The organism is uncultured Campylobacter sp. (genome assembly GCF_938030145.1).
Lineage (GTDB): Bacteria > Campylobacterota > Campylobacteria > Campylobacterales > Campylobacteraceae > Campylobacter_B.
This window is the reverse complement of the sequence record NZ_CALHGM010000002.1, coordinates 1-17,704: the sequence shown is the minus strand read 5'-3', so window position 1 is coordinate 17,704 and position 17,704 is coordinate 1. Positions and strand designations below refer to the sequence as shown.

Below are 17,704 nucleotides of genomic sequence, written 5' to 3'. Positions count from 1 at the left end.
TATTAAAATTTTAAGCTAATTCCAGTGAAATTTTAGTGCCTTTCTGATCGGTCACGCGCACTCGCACCACGTCGCCCGCCTTGTAAGGCGTCGTGATAAATTTAGCGCGCAGTAGCCCGTCCACGCCGTCTCGCAGCGAGATAAAGGTGCCGAAATCCAGCACGCTTTGCACCACGCCGTCAAACTCCTCGCCGATCTGAAATTTTATCTCTTTGCGTTCACCGCGCGGCTTGCGAAAATCGCGAGAATTTGAAACTATCGATAAAATTTTCTCTTTCGCGCCCGATACGGCGCTAGCTTTGGCGCCTTGAATCTTGACCTCGCCCTTTTCGCGATCCAGATCGATATTTACGCCGAAACTTTCGGTGATCTCTTTGATGACCTTGCCGCCCTGGCCGATGATGTCGGGGATTTTGCTTGCCTCGACGCTAAAAATTTCAAGCTTCGGAAGCACGTCCTCGTTTATAACGATCGCCGCATCCGCCTGCTCCATAAGGCCCAAAATATGCGCGCGAGCCTGCTTTGCCTGCGCTAGAGCCTCTTTTAAAACCTCCAGGCTGATGCCGCCGAGCTTGATATCCATCTGAAGCGCGGTGATGCCATCATAGGTGCCCGCGACCTTAAAATCCATATCTCCGTCGTGATCCTCAAGCCCCATTATGTCGGTTAGCACGGCATGCTTGTCGCCCTCAAAAATCAAACCCATCGCGACGCCCGCAACGAGCTTTAGCGTAGGTACGCCCGCCGCCCGAAGCGATAGCGCGCCGCCGCAGACCGAAGCCATCGAGCTTGAGCCGTTGCTCTCTAAAATTTCACTCACCACGCGGATAGACTGCGGCGAGTTTAGATCGATGCTCGGATATAGCGCTTTTTTGGCTAAATTTCCATGTCCCAGCTCGCGTCTACCCGGGCTTTTGAGCGGGCTTGCTTCGCCTACGCAAAAGCCCGGGAAGTTGTAGTTAAACATAAATCTATCGCTGATCGGCTCGAGCTGCGTTAGGCTGTCGCTTAGCTGCGCATCGCTATCGCCACCCAGCGTAGTGACGACCAAAGCCTGCGTCTGTCCGCGCGTAAATAGGCAGCTTCCGTGCGCGCACGGCAGGATATTGGTCTCGATACTGATCGGGCGCACCTCATCAAGCGCGCGTCCGTCGGCTCTGCGGCGATCTTCGATGATCTGCGTACGGATGATGCCGCGCTTATACTTGCCGATGACGCTGGAGATCACCTCTTTGCTCCACTCGTTTTGCGCCGCAGCCTCGGTGGTTAAAATTTGATCCACGATTTTGTTTAGTTCGGTAGCGCGTTCGCTCTTTGCCATCTGATTGATTGCAGCTTTGACGGCGTCTTTGTAGTTCGCGTCGATAAAATCCGCGATATCCTCATCCTCGATCTCGGGCTTGTACTCCAAGCTCGCATCCGGCTTTTTAAGCGGCAGAAAAGCCTCTTCGTAAGCGTTTGAGCCAGCACTTATCGCCTTTGTGGCAAAATCAATCGCATCTACCATCAGATCTTCGCCAAATTCATTCATCTGCTGCGCGCCGCCGTTAATCTGCGGCAGGGAGCGCATCTCGATCATCAAAAGCTCATCGCCGACGCCGGCTACGTAAAGATCAAGTGCGCTATTTTTAAGCGCGGAGTTGCTCGGATTTAGGATGAAATTTCCATTTTGATAGCCTATGCGCACGCCGCAAACGGGCGCTTTAATCGGGATATCGCTAAGATACAGCGCCGCAGACGCCGCATTAAGAGCAACGACTTGCAGATCGACTTCGGGATCTGCCGATAGCACGTAAACTACGATCTGCGTCGGATATGCGTATCCCTTTGGAAAGAGCGGGCGCAGCGAGCGGTCTATGATGCGGCTCGTTAGCGTCTCAAAATCGCCCGGCTTGGTCTCGCGCTTGATGTAGCCTCCGGGGATTCTACCTGCTGCGTACATCTTTTCGATATATTGCACGGTAAGAGGCAAAAAGTCCTCCTGCACCTGCGTCTCTTCGCGCGCTACGGTAGCTAGCACGACGGTATTTTTCACACGCAAAAGCGCCGCACCCGCGGCTTGCTTTGCGACCTTATTGATATCGAAAATTTCGGTATTGCCATTTACTTCAATTTTGCACTGCATTAATTTTCTCCTTATTTTTGTTGGTTTCGTGAAACGGCAGATAAAGCGGGCATTTGTTTAAAATTTGCATTATCTCCTCCGCGCTTGAGAGCGTTTTTTCTTTGTAATAAAAATCCACGTTCACAAAGTCTCTGATCTTGTGAACGGCATAAATTCCATCTACTAGCATGGCGATCTCGTCTGCATTATCGCTGCCGATAACGGGCGTGGCATAAAAGATCGCTTTGGCGTTTAAGCTTACGAGCGTCTTTATGCACGTAAGCGCGGTCAGCCCGCTCTCACACCCCTCATCTACCAAGATGACGTTTTTTTTCTCCAAATTTCCCAAAAGCTCGCCCTTGCGAAATTTATACATATTTTTTAAAATTTTCTCCTCATAAAGTCTATTCGCCTGCCCGTAAACGTAATCCAGGCTGATGCCGAAGCTTCGCACGAGCTCATCTACCATCACGATCTCTTGGGTCTCGCTTACGCACGCAATCGCGCATTCCGGATTATTGGGCGCCAAAACGGGCTCTGTGAATAAAAACTCATAAGCAAGCCCCAGCTTTAGAGCAAGATGGTTTGCGATAGGAAGCGACTCCAGGGATTGAGCGATTATCAGAAAATTTTCGTTTTTGATCACGGTAGCGGGTAAAATTTCTGCAAGTTTCATCGCGGCGTCGATTTGGTTTTCAAACATCAGCTCAGCTCTAGGCGTCATTATTTTTCGCTTCCATATTCACTATCTACTGAAAAATCATACCCCACTCCGCCGAACGGATAGAAATTTACGAGAAAGTAAATTCCGCGCTCCTTGCTTGCTTTGCTGTAGCCCGTCGTACTGGTATTTTTAGGCTCAATATCCTCTTGATACACAAAAGAGTAATTCCAACACTTGCGCGTATGAGAAAGCCCCACACGCCACATTTTAGAATAAGATCGCTCCAAGTCGTAATCCCAACGCCCAAAAATTTTATTATTCCTAGGCAAATTTACCGAAGCGTTTACGATGCCGTAGTTATCTTTCGTATAGCGTTTAGGCTCCATGCTTAGCTTTTCATATTCGTAAGCGTGACTAAGTCCAAAGCTAAAGTCGTCGTTGGAGTAGTTGGCGTAGGTATAGACCTTATCGAAGCTTTTATATTTATGTGAGTAGGTAAAGCGGTTCCCGATATTTAACCCATTTGCAAAATATGCATCGATGCGGTGTTCTAAATCGTCGAACTCGTGATCGTCGAAGTCATATCGCTGCTTGACGCTATGGCGTAAGAATTTACGTCCGTCTTCATTATAAAAAAACTGCGTCATACTTAAAGCTGCATTTTCGTGAGTGTACTCGTCACTAAGCTCGCTCAAGAAGTTATCCTCCCAATAAAGTGAGTCTTGCAAGTTACCCAGCCGCGAGCGATCTACTGCGCCGCGAGCAAGGTCGTATTTATACTGATGATACTTTAAAATTCTATCCTCGATGTCGCCTTGCTGCCATCCGGGAATTCTAAAATCCGCTCTCCAGCTCATAGTGTGATACAAGCTATCGTAAGCCCTGGCTACGTCGGTGTAGAGTGAAAGCTCGGTGTATTGATTAGCGTAGAAAGTACTTTTATCCTCGCCAAGATCGCCGTTTGCGTAGTAGAATTTATCGTGCCAATCGATATTAGTCATATACACTCGCTCGGTAAAGGCGAAATTTAAATAATCCGCCAGTAGTGGCGTGCTTATACTAATCGGCACGTCAAACTCGTATTGGCGAGCAGTCGCGCCCTCCCATCTGGTATAATTACGCGCCTTCGCATCAAGCGAATAGATCAAATTTGGTAGTCCCAAATCATTGCTAAATTTATGATATTGCAGCGTCGGAAGCTCTTGGACGGTATCTTCGTTGCGGAAGGTATTATCGGCGTTTAGCTTACTCGTATCGATGTAGTAGCGTCCGTAAGCGCCAAAATAGTGCTCGTCTGAGGTCAAATAATAATTCAGCCGTGAAGTTACGAGCGAATTATCCGCATCGTTGCCAAGACCTCCCTTTTCCTTCAGATCGTAATATTCCAGATCGTTTAGCTGGGTAAAATCGATCCATAAATTTTCGCGCAGATCGCCATCTAGCAGATAGGTTGCAAGCTTGCTGCGATCGTATTGAACTTCAAAGCCGTGATGGCGCTCGTTTTTGTATTCAAGGCGTTTTTGCGCCCGCGAGAAGTTATCGAAAACTCCGCCTCTAATCTCGCCGTAAGAATACGGCGACTCCGTAAATCGAAATGTCCCGTATACGCCAAAGCCCCTTCTGCTGCGCACCTGCGGATCGAGCTGAAAATCCCAGCTATCGTAAGGCGCAAAATAGATCGGTTGCTTGTAGTAAATCCCTTCCTTGCTGATGTAGCCGGCCTCGGGAGGCAGCAAGCCCGTGCGACGCGTACGGTCGGTCGGGAAGCCGAAATACGGCAGATAGAGCACCGGCACATCACCTACGTAAAATCTTGGATTAAAAAGATGGAGGAATTTGCTCTCTTTATTTAGCATGCCGCTACTAAATTTGATGCGCCAATCAGGATCGGTAACGTTGCAGCTAGATACGCTAGAGCCCTCCACGCGGTAATACTCGCTATCGCTGCAGCTGGCGTCGTTTTGCATCCAAAGCTCGGAGTCCTTGTCCATCATAAAATTTACGTCGGCTTGCTGCTTGTCGTTTTTCAGATCGATTTTGACATGCTGTGCACGCGTAGTTTCGCTGCTACCGCGCATCGCATTGACGTTACCAAAAAGCTCGATGATGCCGTTTTGCTCGTCGTATGTAGCGCGATCGGCGGTGATAAAGTAGTCCTGCGAATACACCGTTACGTTGCCGCTTGCCTCCGTCAAAAAGCCGTTTTTCTCGACATTATCTGCTATAAGCTCGACGTCTTGGACCTTTGCACTCGCACTACTTGCTAAAAGAGCGCTAAAACTAAGCGCTAGAATTTTAAATTTTTTACTCTTTTTCAATCTCTACCACCAATGTTTTCGCCGCCATATCATGCAGGCTCTGACGCGAGTTCGTAAAAAGCGCCACCAAAAATCCCATATAAAAGATCATCTCGCTTATCAACCTAACCGCCGCGCGGATCGCTGCAGTAGCGATATCCATAGAGCTGCCGTCAGCGCGGACGCAGTAAATTTTAACCGCAAGCTTGCCTAGCGTCGCGCCGTATAGATAGACAAAAATCGCCTGATATAAAAATTTTATTATCGCGTAATGCAAAATGAATTTTGACGCGATCTTTTGTACCTCAAGATTGCTTCCGCTCTGCGCCGCTGCGACAAGCTCTGGCTCGTCGATAGCAAATAGCACGACCACAAAAAGCGTTACGCTCACAGCTTCGTCGATACTAAACGCGATTACGCGCTTGCTAAGCGGAGCGACGATCAAATTTTATCTCTTAAGGCTTGGTGCGCGATATCGCGCCTATACTGCGCGCCGCTAAATTTTATATTTTCGCACAGCGCGTAAGCCGCATCGCGCGCCTGTTTTAGGCTCTGCGCGACGCCCACGCTTACCAAAACGCGCCCGCCGCTAGCGTAAATCTGCCCCTCCCGCTCGCTCACGCCTGCATAGCAGATATGCGCGTCCGCAGGAATTTCGCCAACCTCGATCAAAGCAGGCTGCGAAGAGCCGTAAGGGTAGCGCTCGCTAGCCATCACGACGCCCACTGCGAATCGCTCTTTCAAACTTATGCTACTTAGCTTGCCTACGGCGGCGTTGTATAAAATTTCGCTCAAATTTCCGTCAATTAGCGGCATCAAAACCTCGCACTCCGGATCGCCGAAGCGGACGTTGTACTCCAGCACGTAAGGCTCGCCGCTCACGATCATAAGCCCCACGAATAGCACGCCGCAAAAGGGCGCGCCCTGCTGCTGCATCCCTTTTAGCGTGGGTGCGACGATCTCGCTCTGTACTCTTTTTATCAGCGCGGCATCCGCTAGCGGGCTTGGCGCATAAGCTCCCATGCCGCCGGTGTTCGGACCCAGATCGCCGTCAAGCAGCTTTTTGTGATCCTGCGCTACGGGCAAGCTTACGAAATTTTCCCCGTCGCAGATCGCAAAAAAGCTCAGCTCGAAGCCCTCTAAAAACTCCTCCACGACGACGCGCTTGCCCGCTTCGCCGAAGCTTTCGCCGCTTAGCATATCCGCGGCGGCTTTTTTAGCTGCATCTTTGGAATTTGCGATGATGACACCTTTGCCCGCGCACAGGCCGTCCGCTTTGACCACGACGCGACCGTCTAGGGTATCGATAAATTTTGAAATTTCGGATAGATCGTCGCTGCTTAGGAATTTTGCGGTTTTGATATGATTTCGCGCCAGAAAGTCCTTCATATAGGCCTTAGAGCCCTCAAGCTTCGCTGCGGCAGCACTAGGACCGAATATCGCGAGGCCTTGCGCTTTGAAAATATCCACGATCCCTTTTGTAAGCGGCTCTTCGGCGCCCACGATGGTAAGAGCTACGTCGTTGTTTTTCGCAAAGAGCGCGAGCTCATCAAAATCTTTTAAATCTAAATTTTTACCGAGCGCCTTCGTAGCGCCGTTTCCCGGAGCAAAATACAGATTTAAAACGTTTTTATCCTCGCGAAGTCTTAGCCCGATCGCGTATTCTCTACCGCCGCCGCCGATTATTAGGATATTCAATGAAGCCTCCGTAGCGTAAAAAACCCAAGTGAGCGTTGCGTAAAAAGAATCGGCTCAAACAAAGCCAATCTTGCAACTAGGAAAAATCTCTAGGTCGCAACCCGTAACTTTAAAAAAGCTCGAGCCGAGCCGCGTCACACGGACCTCTCACGTCGTCGCTTATACAAATATGTTGAACCCTCATATAAAACGCTCTCGCTTCACCCAGGCTTGGGCAAAATTATAGTCTAAATTTGCTTAAACTATGGCAAAAGCGCCAGATCGACGCAGGATTTTATCGACATTCTTTCGCAGATTATCGGCTCGCAAAACTCGCTCAAAACGCTCGCCGTCGTCCTACCGATACAGATCACCTTGTAGCCCTCGTCCCAGCCGAAATTTGCGGTAAAGCCGCGCACGTTTTTAGGCGAGGTAAAAATCAGCGTGCTGCCTTGCGGCGGCTTTGCGGCGGCGGGCAGACTAAGGACGCAATTTTCATAGGCGATCACGCTTTGCAGCCGCACGCCGGCGCTAGATAGAATTTGCTCCAGCTTTGATACCGTCTGCCTCGCGCGCAGATACAGTGCGTCTCTGCCCCTTAGAAGCGGCGCGATCTCCGCGGCAAACTCGTTTCCGTGCCCGTGCCGCGCTACAAAAATATCGCGAAATCCAAACTCGCGCGCAGCCGCAGCGCACGGCTCGCCGATAGCGTAAACGGGAGTATCTAAATCAGGCGAAATTTCATTAAATTTTATCGCCGCTACCGCATTTTTGGAGGTAAAAATTAGCGCGCCGATCTGCGCAGGCAGGCTAAATTTGAGAAATTTTATCTCGCAAACCGCAAGCTGCCTCACCTGTGGATGCTCAAATCTCGTATTAGACACCAGATATATCAAAACGCCCTCCATGTTTAAATTTGCTTCGATTAAATTCCACTCTCGAAAAATCCGATCCGCCGTCATTAATCTTTGAGCTCAAATTCAATTCTACTCCGCGCCGCCTTCGGCGCCGATAAAAACCTGCCGCGAGACCCACGCGCGTTTTTCAGTCGCACTTAAACAACCTAGCGGCGGCACGCTTTTTTAAAATTTTATCTCATGCCTAAATTTGTAACCAAGCACTCCACTTTGCGCCGACTCGGTCTTTTAAATTTAACTTTATAACCTCAAGCGCCTGCTCTAAAGCCAGTTTAGGGCGCGCTGTCATTTTAAATTTACGCAGCAATTACCCGCGGCGAGTGCTTAAAACACTACCGCCTAGCCCGCTCCACACAGACCGCCGAAGTTTCAAATTTAAAGACACGACTGCGAAATTCTAAAATTTCGCCGCTTTAGCCCTCAAATTTCAATATCGGGCCCTATCCGTCTATTTCGCAGGTCGCAAGCGATACCGCCTCGCCCAAACTTAGCACCAAATTTCGCCCAAGCATCCGTGCGGTACTTAGCTCCTTAAATTTAGCCTTTCAGCCACCCGTTTAAAATTTCAATCTGCGCCGCCACTCTCTCATTTGCCGTGCCTCCTTGCGACTTGCGCGCCTCTTTGGAAGCGTTTAGATCAAGAAATTTAACCGCATCGCCACCCAGGCTTTCATCCATACTTGCAAGCTGCTGCGCATTTAGCTCGCTCAAATCTAGGCCCAAATTTTCCGCATACGCCACGGCCTTGCCAGTGATGAAGTGCGCCCGGCGAAAGGGCACGTTTTTCTCCCGCACGAGATAATCCGCCAGATCGGTCGCCGTGAGGTGCCCGCGGCGCGTCATTGCTAGCATATTTTGCTTGTTAAATTTAGCCGTTTTTAGCATCTGTTTTAAAATTTCAAGGCTCGCAAGCGCGGTGACGACGCTATCAAAAACGCCCTCCTTGTCCTCCTGCATGTCCTTGTTGTATGCTAGCGGCAAGCCTTTCATCACCGTTAGCAGCGCGACGAGATTGCCGTTTACGCGCCCCGTTTTGCCGCGGATGAGTTCGGCGACGTCGGGATTTTTCTTCTGCGGCATGATCGAGCTGCCCGTGCTGTACGCGTCGCTGATTGCCACAAAGCCGAACTCCTGCGAGCTCCACAAGATGAGTTCCTCACATAGGCGCGACGCATGCATCATCAGCACGCTTACGTTAAATAAAATCTCCAGCGCAAAATCGCGGTCGCTGACGCTATCCATCGCGTTTGGCGTCACTCCCGCAAACCCCAGCTGCTGCGCGACCAGCTCGCGATTTATCGGGTGCGGCGTGCCCGCAAGCGCGGCGGAGCCTAGCGGGCAGAGATTGTTTCGCTCGCGCGAGCTGGCAAAGCGCTCGTAGTCGCGGCGAAACATAAACGCGTAAGCTAGCAAATGATAGGCAAGGCTCACGGGCTGGGCGTGCTGAAGGTGCGTGTAGCCGGGCATCAGCGTGTCTGCGTGCTCGCTAGCTATATCTCGCAGAGCCGCGACTAGCTCGCGGATTTTTTCGGCAACCTGAGCGCCACTTTTAAGCACGTAGAGGCGAAAATCAAGCGCGACCTGATCGTTTCTGCTGCGCGCGGTGTGCAGCCTACCGCCAAGATCGCTTCCGATGAGCTCGCTCAGGCGCTTTTCGACCGCCATGTGGATGTCCTCGTCGGCGGTTTTAAACTCAAATTTACCGCTTTTTATCTCTTCAAACACGGCGTCAAGCCCCGCGACGATCTTTTCGCTCTCCTCAGCCTTTAAAATCCCGCAAGCGCCGAGCATCCGAGCGTGTGCCTTGCTGCCCGCGATATCCTCCTGCCAAAGCGCCCTATCAAAGCCAATCGAGGCGTTAAACTCCTCCAAAAGCGCCGAACTCGCCTCGCTAAAGCGCCCCTCCCACATTTTTTTCACGCTCGCTCCTTCGTTTAAATTTTCGGTGATTTTATAAAATTTTAAATCTCGCCGCACAAGATTTGCGGGCGAGAAAAAAGGCTAAAGCGCGGTAAATTTCTAAAAAATGCGCGTACCGCTTCGCGCACTAGACTTTGGAATTTACTGTGCCTCAAACTTAGCGGTTCAAAAGCGCTTGCTAGCTTATTCAATCCACTTTACTACGTCATCCATGCTGCGGCGGATCTTTTTAGGCTGCGGATTTACGCGGTAGCCGAAAGGCACGAGTAGCGCCACGCGGCGATCATTCCATTTTAGATTCAAAATCTCTCCGAGCGCTGCGCGATCAAAGCCCTCCATCGGGCAGCTGTCGATGCCGCGGCTTGCGGCCTCGTTCATCATCGCAAGTGCTGCGAACATGCACTGCGCGTGCGACCAATTAAATAGCTCCTCATCATCGTTGTGAAAATAACCGCTTAAAAAATCTTGATAAAATTTATGCCTGTCGCCGATATATTTGGGCGCTTCATCTTTTTTACGCGTAATCATTCGCTCGATATAATCACTTCGTCCTTGATCTTTGCTAAAATCACGACCAGATGTGAGCAAGAGGTGATCTGCGGCTGATTCCATGATTTTTCGCGTATCTGCTCGCGCAGCGCCTTGTTTTGCACAACCAAAAAGTCCCATTGCTCTAGCCCCGTAGAACTAGGTGCTAAGATGCCCGCCTGCAAAATAGCGTCGAAATCGGCTTTGCCGATCTTTTTATTCTCGTCAAAAATTTTGCACGCGTGGCGAAATTTCATAATCTCTAAATGTGTCATAGTCTCTCCTTAATTAGAATTTTTGTAGATCAAATACCCGCCATCTTTGCGTCTGATGCTGAGGTTACCCTCGCGCGAGCGTACGCCGATGCGGTAGTAGCCGTCCTCTTTAGTGACATTAATATCGCTAAAGCCACCGATATTTACAGCGAAGCTCGCGCCGCTAAGCGGGATCTCTTGGCGCCAAAACTCCGCTTCAAGCGTGCCCGAAGCATTTGCGTCGAAGCTTTTGAAATCGTCTGCGGTGATGAGCTGCACGCTGTCTTTGCGGATGACAAATTTTAATCCGTCGTCAAATTTAAGCGTCTCTAGCGGTAGCTCCAGGCGCGGCGCGAAGCTAGGCGTGATGCCACTTTGCGAGACCTGCTTTTGTAAATTTGGATCAGTCGAAGTAACCGAGACGTCCAGTGCCCTATGTAGCGCGGGTTTGGCGCTAGCGCTTAGCACGAAATCATCGTGCCAATCAATTGAGCGATTGATATCAATGATCTTTTCGTGCAGAGCCCCGTCGTCGTCCCTATATCGCACAATTAAGCTTTCGATCGTAAGGGCGTCGGAGGGAAGCGCAAAGGTTTGCTGCGTAAAATTTTTAGGCGCGGGAGTATTTTGCGACGTGGCGGCGGAGCTTTGCACCGGATTGGAATTTTGCGGAGCAGATTGCGCGTTTTGTTGCATAGTGGAGTTTTGCACCGTAGAATTTTGCGCTATAGAATTCTGTGCCGCCCTAAAATTTTGCGCTATCGTAGAATTTGACTCGCTTACTTCCGGCGCAATCGGTAACTCATCAGGAGGCGGAAGCATCGCAACTGAAGGCTGCGCAGAAGAGTTCAGCTCCGTTTTAATGACCTGCAAAGGAGCGCCGATGCCCGCTTTGGGGCCAGGAGCTTTTTTTTCGGTCTGCGAGAGCTGTGCGCTCACGGATTTTTTGGCGACGCTTACTTTGACGCTAGAATTTGCTTCTGCGGCGCTTTTTTGCATTGCTGCGGTAGGGCTTTTAGATGTTTCAGGTTTCATTACAGCTTGCTTTTTAGCGCTTGGGCTTTGTGCACCTGTCTTTGGCTCTTTAATCGCCAAATCGGTAGAATTTTGCTCTTTTACCGCGACGATGCTAGGTTTCGTAGCGTTTGAATTTGCGCTATTTAAATTCTCTGCGTTTAAAAAAGCGCAAAGACCTAAAATTAGCAAAAAAATTTTTTTCATTTTTTAAGGTCCGGATCGAGCGAGCGACGCTCTAAATAAAGCTTTTGCAGTTCGGCGTTTTCCTCTTTTAGCCGCTCGACGTCGGTGAATAAAAACGCCTTTTCTTTTTGCAGCTGGCGCAGCACTTCAAACGATCGCTTGCCAAATAGCACATCACCCACAAAGATACCCGCAAAAACGACGCAGACGATCAGCGCAAGAGCTGCAAAAATCTGCTTAAGCGGTGAAAACGGATTGATAAAATTCAGCCGTTCTTTTAAATTTTTACGCTTCTTTGAAGTTTTTTTAGCGGCAGGATCTGCGTTCTGCGGCATAAAAGAAAATCCTTGCGCGGCAGGATTTACGTCTTGCGCCGCAAAGCCCATGCCTTGAGAGCTGTAGTCTACGCTCTGAGCCGCAAAACCCGCGTCGTTTGGAAAGCAGTTTTCTTTAGCGTATAACTCTGCATTCTTTAAATCGCTGCTCCCAATAAATTCTGCGCCGTAAAAGCTCGCGTCTGCTTGCGAGCTACCTTCGTAGTTTCCGCTTGTAGTAGAGCTTTTACCGCTTAAATTAGAGCTGCTGCTTGTGGCTTCAGAGGTAGAGCCTGCTTCATCTATACCACGCGAAGCACCGCTACGATTTTGGCGGAAGCCAGCCCCTACCTCGCTAAAGCCTCCGCCAAAATTTTCATCGCTATAAAATTCATCATCGTCAAAAAAATCGTCCTCGTCAAAGTCTGCGTCTGAATATCTGCCTTGCGTATCCGCGTAATCCACTCCGTCCGTATAGGAGCGCTGCGCGCCTTTTAAGCTCCGCTTGGACTTTTTTTTAAAAAACATTTTAAATTTGGCTTCCTAAAAACTCGTCCGTCTCGCGCTCGATCTCAAGCAGGCGGTTGTATTTGGCGTTGCGTTCGCTTCTTGAGGTCGCGCCCGTTTTGATTTGGCCCGTATTCATCGCGACGGCGAAGTCTGCAATAAAGCTATCCTCGCTCTCGCCGCTTCTGTGGCTCATCACGCAGCGGTAGCCTTTGCGCTGTGCTAGGCGGATCGTCTGCATAGTTTGGCTAACCGTGCCGATTTGATTTGGTTTGATCAAAATCGCGTTAGCTACGCCTTTGGCGATACCTTCGCGCAAAATTTTCTCATTCGTTACAAAAAGATCGTCGCCCACGAGCTGCACTTTGGAGCCAAGCTTGCTCGTTAGCTTTGCCCAGCCCGCCCAGTCGTCCTCGCTTAGGCCGTCTTCGATCGAAAATATCGGGTACTTCTCGCAAAGCTGTGCGTATCGCTCTATCAGCTCTTCGCTTGAAAATTCCTTGCCCTCTAGCTTATATTTGCCGTTTTCGTACAGCTCGCTAGCAGCCACATCCAGGGCCAGTTTGATCTGCTCGCCCGCTTTGTAGCCAGCTTTTTCGATAGCCTGCATGATTAGTTTGATCGGCTCTTCGTTATCGTTTAAATTTGGCGCAAAACCGCCCTCATCGCCCACTGCCGTGCTGTGGCCGGCCGCATTTAGTAGGCCTTTTAGCGTGTAGTAAATTTCGCTCGCCGCTCGCAGCGCGTCGCTAAATTTATCAAATCCAAACGGCATAATCATAAATTCTTGAAAATCCACGCTGTTGTTTGCGTGCGCGCCGCCGTTAATTATATTAAACATCGGCACCGGCAGTACGCTAGCGTTCGCGCCGCCCAGGTAGCGGTACAAAGGCACGTCAAGGCTCTTTGCCGCCGCGCGCGCTACCGCCATAGATACGCCAAGCACGGCGTTTGCGCCTAAGCTTGAGTAGTTATCGGTGCCGTCAAGCTCTCTCATCTCATCATCAAGCGCCTTTTGATCGAAGGCATCCAGCCCGATCACGGTCTCCGCGATCTGCGAATTTACGTTTTCAACAGCCCTTAGCACGCCCTTGCCGCAGTATCTATCGCCCCCATCGCGAAGCTCCAGCGCCTCGCGTTTGCCCGTACTTGCGCCGCTTGGGACTATCGCGCTTGCTACGGTGCCGTCGCTTAGAGCCACGGTCGCCTTCACGGTCGGGTTGCCGCGACTATCTAACACCTCTATCGCATAAACATCTTCGATATAAATCATCATTCATCTCCACTTTGTAAATTTTCTTCATCGTCCGCGTCTGTGCTGAAATTTACGCTACCCATTTGCTCGCGGATCTTTGCAGTGATCTCTTCGGCGACAGCAGGGTTATTCTCTAGATAAATTTTAGCATTTTCGCGTCCTTGACCCAGCTTAGTGTCGCCGTAGCTGAACCATGCGCCGCTTTTATCGACGATGTCGAGCTTGACGCCGTAATCGATCAACTCGCCCACCTTGCTGATACCCTTGCCGAACATTATGTCAAATTCCGCGATCTTAAACGGCGGCGCCACCTTGTTTTTTACGACCTTGACCTTGGCGCGGTTGCCGATGCTCTCTTCGTTTTGTTTCAAAGTAGCGATCTTGCGTATGTCGATGCGCACCGAAGCGTAAAATTTAAGCGCATTGCCGCCGGTCGTCGTCTCGGGCGTGCCGTAACCCATCGCGCCAATCTTCATACGGATTTGGTTGATAAAGATCACCGTTGTGTTCATCTTATGCACGACGCCGGCGAGTTTGCGTAGCGCTTGGCTCATAAGTCGCGCCTGAAGCCCTACGTGCTGATCACCCATATCGCCCTCGATCTCGTTTTTCGGCGTGAGCGCGGCGACGCTATCTACGACGATAAGATCGATCGCGCCGCTTTTTGCTAGGGTCTCTACGATGTCAAGCGCCTGCTCGCCGAAGTCGGGCTGGCTGACGTAGAGATTGTCGGTATCGACGCCTAAATTTGAAGCGTATTTGACGTCTAGCGCGTGCTCGGCGTCCACAAATGCGCAAATTCCGCCCGCCTTTTGGCACTCGGCGATGATGTGAAGCGTAAGCGTCGTCTTGCCCGAGCTCTCAGGCCCGTAAACCTCGATGATACGCCCCTTCGGCACGCCGCCGATGCCAAGCGCGATGTCAAGCCCCACAGAGCCCGTAGAGATGGCGTCTATCGGCTCGACCTGCTTATCGCCCAGCCGCACGAGCGTGCCCTTACCGAAAGCTTTGTCGATCGATTTTAGCGCCGCATCCAGCGTCTTTTTCTTTCCCTCGTCCATGTTTTTCCTTAAAAATAAATTCACCTGATTTTACCAAATTTGAAATGAATTTTTGATTATTCGCGCAAATTCGGCGCGGCATCGGAATTTGAAATTTTTAAGGAGCGCAAAAGCTCTGCAGGGCGAGCGGAGAGCATTAAATTTAGCCTTTTAAACGGGCCTAATTTTTCACGTTTTTCTTTAGAAATTCCTTATTTTTATGAGGGCTGTAGCAAAATTTCACTATAATTTCGCAACATTTCAAAATCAGGCCGCGCGCAAAATTTAAAGCGGAGCAAAAAGGATAAAATTTGAAGATTTTTAAGCATATAAACGTTGCTCACTCGCCCGACGCAGACGATATTTTTATGTATAAGGCTATTGATTTCGGCTGGGTGAGTTCAAAAAATCTAAAGCTTAGCGCCACGGCGCTTGATATCCAGAGCCTAAACGACGAGGCGCTAAAGGGCACCTATGAGGCCACGGCGATTAGCTTCGCGTTATATCCGCTTATCTGCGACGAATACGCGCTTTTGCGCACGGCGGTGAGCTTCGGCGAGGGCTACGGCCCAAAGCTCGTTAAGAAAAAGGGCGCGATTTTAAAGCGAAATTTCAAGGTCGCGCTCAGCGGCAAACACACGACAAATGCCCTACTTTTTCGCATGGCATACCCGCAGGCGCGCGTGATTTATAAAAACTTCCTGCAGATCGAAGGCGCGGTTTTAAGCGGCGAAGTAGACGCGGGCGTGCTGATACACGAGAGTATTTTGGACTTTTCGGACGAGCTTTGCGTGGAGCGCGAGATCTGGGACATCTGGAGCGAACTAGCTGGCGAAAATCTGCCGCTGCCACTAGGAGGCATGGCGGTTCGCCGCAGCCTGCCGATAACGGACGCCATCGAGTGCGAGCGCGTGCTAACGGAGGGCGTACGTATCGCCACCGCACATAAGCCGCTTTTATCGCGCATGCTTCTCGAGCGAAATCTCATCCGCGTGGACGACGCAAAGCTCGAAAAATATCTGAGCCTTTATGCCAACGAGGCCTCGATCGAGCTTTCGGGAGTGCAGATAAGGGCGATAGATAGGCTATTTGAGCTTGGTTACGAGCGCAGATTTTACCCTGCGCCGCTTAGCGCGCAGGAGAATTTTATCCCGCGCGAATATAACGAGATTCGCTTTGCGGACTGCGGCGGGCAAAACCCGATGTAGGGCCGAGCGAGATTAAAATTTTAGATTAAATTTTTGGCTCTTGTTTCGGGTGAATTTTGCTCGGAATGAAATCGCGTTTTGGCTAAATTTCTCGGCGTTAAGGGGTTTGTGCCTCGGCGAAAATTTTACTTCGGCGTAAGGGCAGACGCGAGGTAGAATTTTATATCGCTTTTGCCGTAGCGGTAATGTATCGCCGCTTTTGGATTTAGCCGCGGAGTGCAATGTAGATTTAAAATTTGCGCGCAAATTTAACGTCAAGCTTGCCGTGATTTTGCCGCCAAGTTCGTTAATCGACCGCGCTGTAGTGCTATTTGTCGCCGTGCAATCTGCACGCTTTAAATTTACGGCTACGCAGCGATGAAATTTCACGGCGCGGCGCTACATTGCGCGGCTGTATTTTGTGCCGCAGGGTGCGAGGTGCGGTGCGATGTAGCGCGCTGCTGAAAACGTATCGAAAGCGAGATAAATTCAATCGCGCTGGCGGCGCTAAATTTTGAAATAGCGTTTGCGTCTCGCACCGCACCTCGCGGCGGTATCGCTAAATTTTAAAACGATGCGCGGCGAGCATGAAATTTTAAATTGACGAAACCAAAAAATGAAATTTAAAAGGCAAAATTTTGAAAACAAAGCAGATAGATTTTAGCAAATACACCTCCGTGCGCATCGGCGGGAGCTTTGCGGTGCAAATTTTAAAAGACGATGCCGATTTTGCAGAGTTTGAGAGCATAGCGGGGGGCGCGATCATCGGCGGCGGCAATAATTTGCTCATCTCGCCTGCGCCGCCGCACCTTGCGATGCTAAGCGAGGAGTTCGACCGCATAAGCCTAAGCGGAGATGTCCTTAGCATCGGGGCTACGACAAAGTCGGGCAAAATTTACAACTTCGCCAAAAAGCAAGGCCTCGGCGGCTTTGAGTTTTTGCGCAACATTCCAGGCCAGCTCGGCGGGCTAATCAAAATGAATGCGGGGCTCGCCGGCGCTAGCATCAGCGATAGCCTGCTTGCCGTGCGTTTAACGCGCGGTTGGGTGGAGCGCGAGCGGATAAGCTTCGGCTACCGAAGAAGCGGGATCGAGGAGCCGATTTTGGGCGCCGAGTTTAAAATTTCGCGCGACTTTGATGCTGAGCTCGCCGCGGATTTCGCCGCCAAACGCGCCAACCAGCCAAAGGGGGCTAGCTTTGGAAGCTGCTTTAAAAACCCGCCGAATGACGCCGCGGGCAGGCTGATTGAAGCAGTAGGGCTTAAAGGCCACGCGATCGGCGGCGCGAAATTTAGCGAGCAGCACGCCAATTTCATCATAAATTTTGGCGGCGCGAGCTTTGAGGATGTGATTGCGCTCATAAATTTAGCGCAAAGCCGCGTTTTTGAGGAATTCGGTATCGAACTGGAAACCGAGGTCGTGGTGCTATAAAAGGAAATTCGTATATTTTGCCCCGACTAAACTTACTCGGTTGTCCATTCCGTCTTTTTGCACTGGATTTTTTATGCTTTGAAATTTTAAAATACCGACGAAATCGTCAAATTTAAAAGCGCTCGATACGGTGCGCCGGCGATACTAACCGCTGTTTCATCGCTTAAAATAGTCGCTACAAAAATGGCCCGCAAAAGCAATCAATTTTATCCCGTTTATCTCGCCATGAAAAACAGTTGTTGAATTTTGCGCACCAAACCGAGGCCGTCTAAATCGGTATTCCGTAACCGTCTAAGCGGGCAAACAAATTTAGCTCAGAAGTAACACGCAAAAGCCACAACGGCGACGATAAAAGTAAGCGCGGCCGTTAATTTATATAGCCGCAAAGCTCCCGCGCAGCGACTTTTCAT

The 17,704-nt window shown here is 50.2% G+C and carries 15 protein-coding genes; 2 read left to right on the top strand and 13 right to left on the bottom strand.

Annotated elements, in window-relative coordinates; genetic code table 11:
- Window positions 1–10 precede the first annotated feature (10 nt).
- From Q0323_RS00230 to recA, 13 genes are all read right to left on the bottom strand, one after another.
- The gene (locus tag Q0323_RS00230) at window positions 11–2,125 is read right to left on the bottom strand and encodes a polyribonucleotide nucleotidyltransferase (protein WP_298050414.1); all 2,115 of its coding nucleotides are present in this window, start codon (window positions 2,123–2,125) and stop codon (window positions 11–13) included.
- Window positions 2,109–2,828, bottom strand: coding sequence for a phosphoribosyltransferase family protein (locus Q0323_RS00225; protein WP_005871536.1), 720 nt, complete (start codon window positions 2,826–2,828; stop codon window positions 2,109–2,111). Before Q0323_RS00225 ends, Q0323_RS00230 begins: the two co-directional genes overlap by 17 nt.
- A complete protein-coding gene (locus tag Q0323_RS00220; protein ID WP_298050413.1) occupies window positions 2,828–5,086 on the bottom strand; it encodes an LPS-assembly protein LptD in 2,259 nt (752 codons plus the stop codon). The genes Q0323_RS00225 and Q0323_RS00220 overlap by 1 nt, the downstream gene beginning before the upstream one ends.
- On the bottom strand, window positions 5,073–5,510 hold the full coding sequence (locus tag Q0323_RS00215) for an RDD family protein (protein WP_297882073.1): 438 nt from the start codon (window positions 5,508–5,510) through the stop codon (window positions 5,073–5,075). Before Q0323_RS00215 ends, Q0323_RS00220 begins: the two co-directional genes overlap by 14 nt.
- Window positions 5,507–6,763, bottom strand: coding sequence for a phosphoribosylamine--glycine ligase (purD, locus tag Q0323_RS00210; RefSeq protein ID WP_298050412.1), 1,257 nt, complete (start codon window positions 6,761–6,763; stop codon window positions 5,507–5,509). Before purD ends, Q0323_RS00215 begins: the two co-directional genes overlap by 4 nt.
- 242 nt (window positions 6,764–7,005) lie before the next feature.
- On the bottom strand, window positions 7,006–7,704 hold the full coding sequence (locus Q0323_RS00205; RefSeq protein WP_298050411.1) for a uroporphyrinogen-III synthase: 699 nt from the start codon (window positions 7,702–7,704) through the stop codon (window positions 7,006–7,008).
- Window positions 7,705–8,196: 492 nt separating this feature from the next.
- Window positions 8,197–9,570 (bottom strand): argininosuccinate lyase, encoded by a 1,374-nt coding sequence (argH, locus tag Q0323_RS00200; RefSeq protein WP_298050444.1) that lies wholly within the window; start codon window positions 9,568–9,570, stop codon window positions 8,197–8,199.
- A 192-nt stretch (window positions 9,571–9,762) separates the two neighbouring features.
- A complete protein-coding gene (locus Q0323_RS00195) occupies window positions 9,763–10,191 on the bottom strand; it encodes a nitroreductase family protein (RefSeq protein WP_366939529.1) in 429 nt (142 codons plus the stop codon).
- Window positions 10,104–10,382, bottom strand: a complete 279-nt coding sequence (locus tag Q0323_RS11245; RefSeq protein WP_366939528.1) for a nitroreductase family protein — start codon at window positions 10,380–10,382, stop codon at window positions 10,104–10,106. The genes Q0323_RS00195 and Q0323_RS11245 overlap by 88 nt, the downstream gene beginning before the upstream one ends.
- A 9-nt stretch (window positions 10,383–10,391) precedes the next feature.
- Window positions 10,392–11,582, bottom strand: coding sequence for a hypothetical protein (locus Q0323_RS00190; protein ID WP_298050409.1), 1,191 nt, complete (start codon window positions 11,580–11,582; stop codon window positions 10,392–10,394).
- Complete coding sequence (locus Q0323_RS00185) at window positions 11,579–12,403, bottom strand: hypothetical protein (RefSeq protein ID WP_298050408.1); 825 nt, start codon at window positions 12,401–12,403, stop codon at window positions 11,579–11,581. The genes Q0323_RS00190 and Q0323_RS00185 overlap by 4 nt, the downstream gene beginning before the upstream one ends.
- Before the next feature lies 1 nt (window position 12,404).
- Window positions 12,405–13,655, bottom strand: coding sequence for a phosphopyruvate hydratase (eno, locus tag Q0323_RS00180; protein WP_298050442.1), 1,251 nt, complete (start codon window positions 13,653–13,655; stop codon window positions 12,405–12,407).
- On the bottom strand, window positions 13,655–14,698 hold the full coding sequence (recA, locus tag Q0323_RS00175; protein WP_295150832.1) for a recombinase RecA: 1,044 nt from the start codon (window positions 14,696–14,698) through the stop codon (window positions 13,655–13,657). The genes eno and recA overlap by 1 nt, the downstream gene beginning before the upstream one ends.
- A gap of 290 nt (window positions 14,699–14,988) precedes the next feature.
- On the opposite strand from recA, the gene Q0323_RS00170 reads away from it, so the two are divergent.
- Together Q0323_RS00170 and Q0323_RS00165 are read left to right on the top strand one after the other, a co-directional pair.
- The gene (locus tag Q0323_RS00170) at window positions 14,989–15,885 is read left to right on the top strand and encodes an MqnA/MqnD/SBP family protein (RefSeq protein ID WP_298050406.1); all 897 of its coding nucleotides are present in this window, start codon (window positions 14,989–14,991) and stop codon (window positions 15,883–15,885) included.
- A gap of 617 nt (window positions 15,886–16,502) precedes the next feature.
- Complete coding sequence (locus Q0323_RS00165; protein ID WP_298050404.1) at window positions 16,503–17,294, top strand: UDP-N-acetylmuramate dehydrogenase; 792 nt, start codon at window positions 16,503–16,505, stop codon at window positions 17,292–17,294.
- Window positions 17,295–17,704 lie beyond the last annotated feature (410 nt).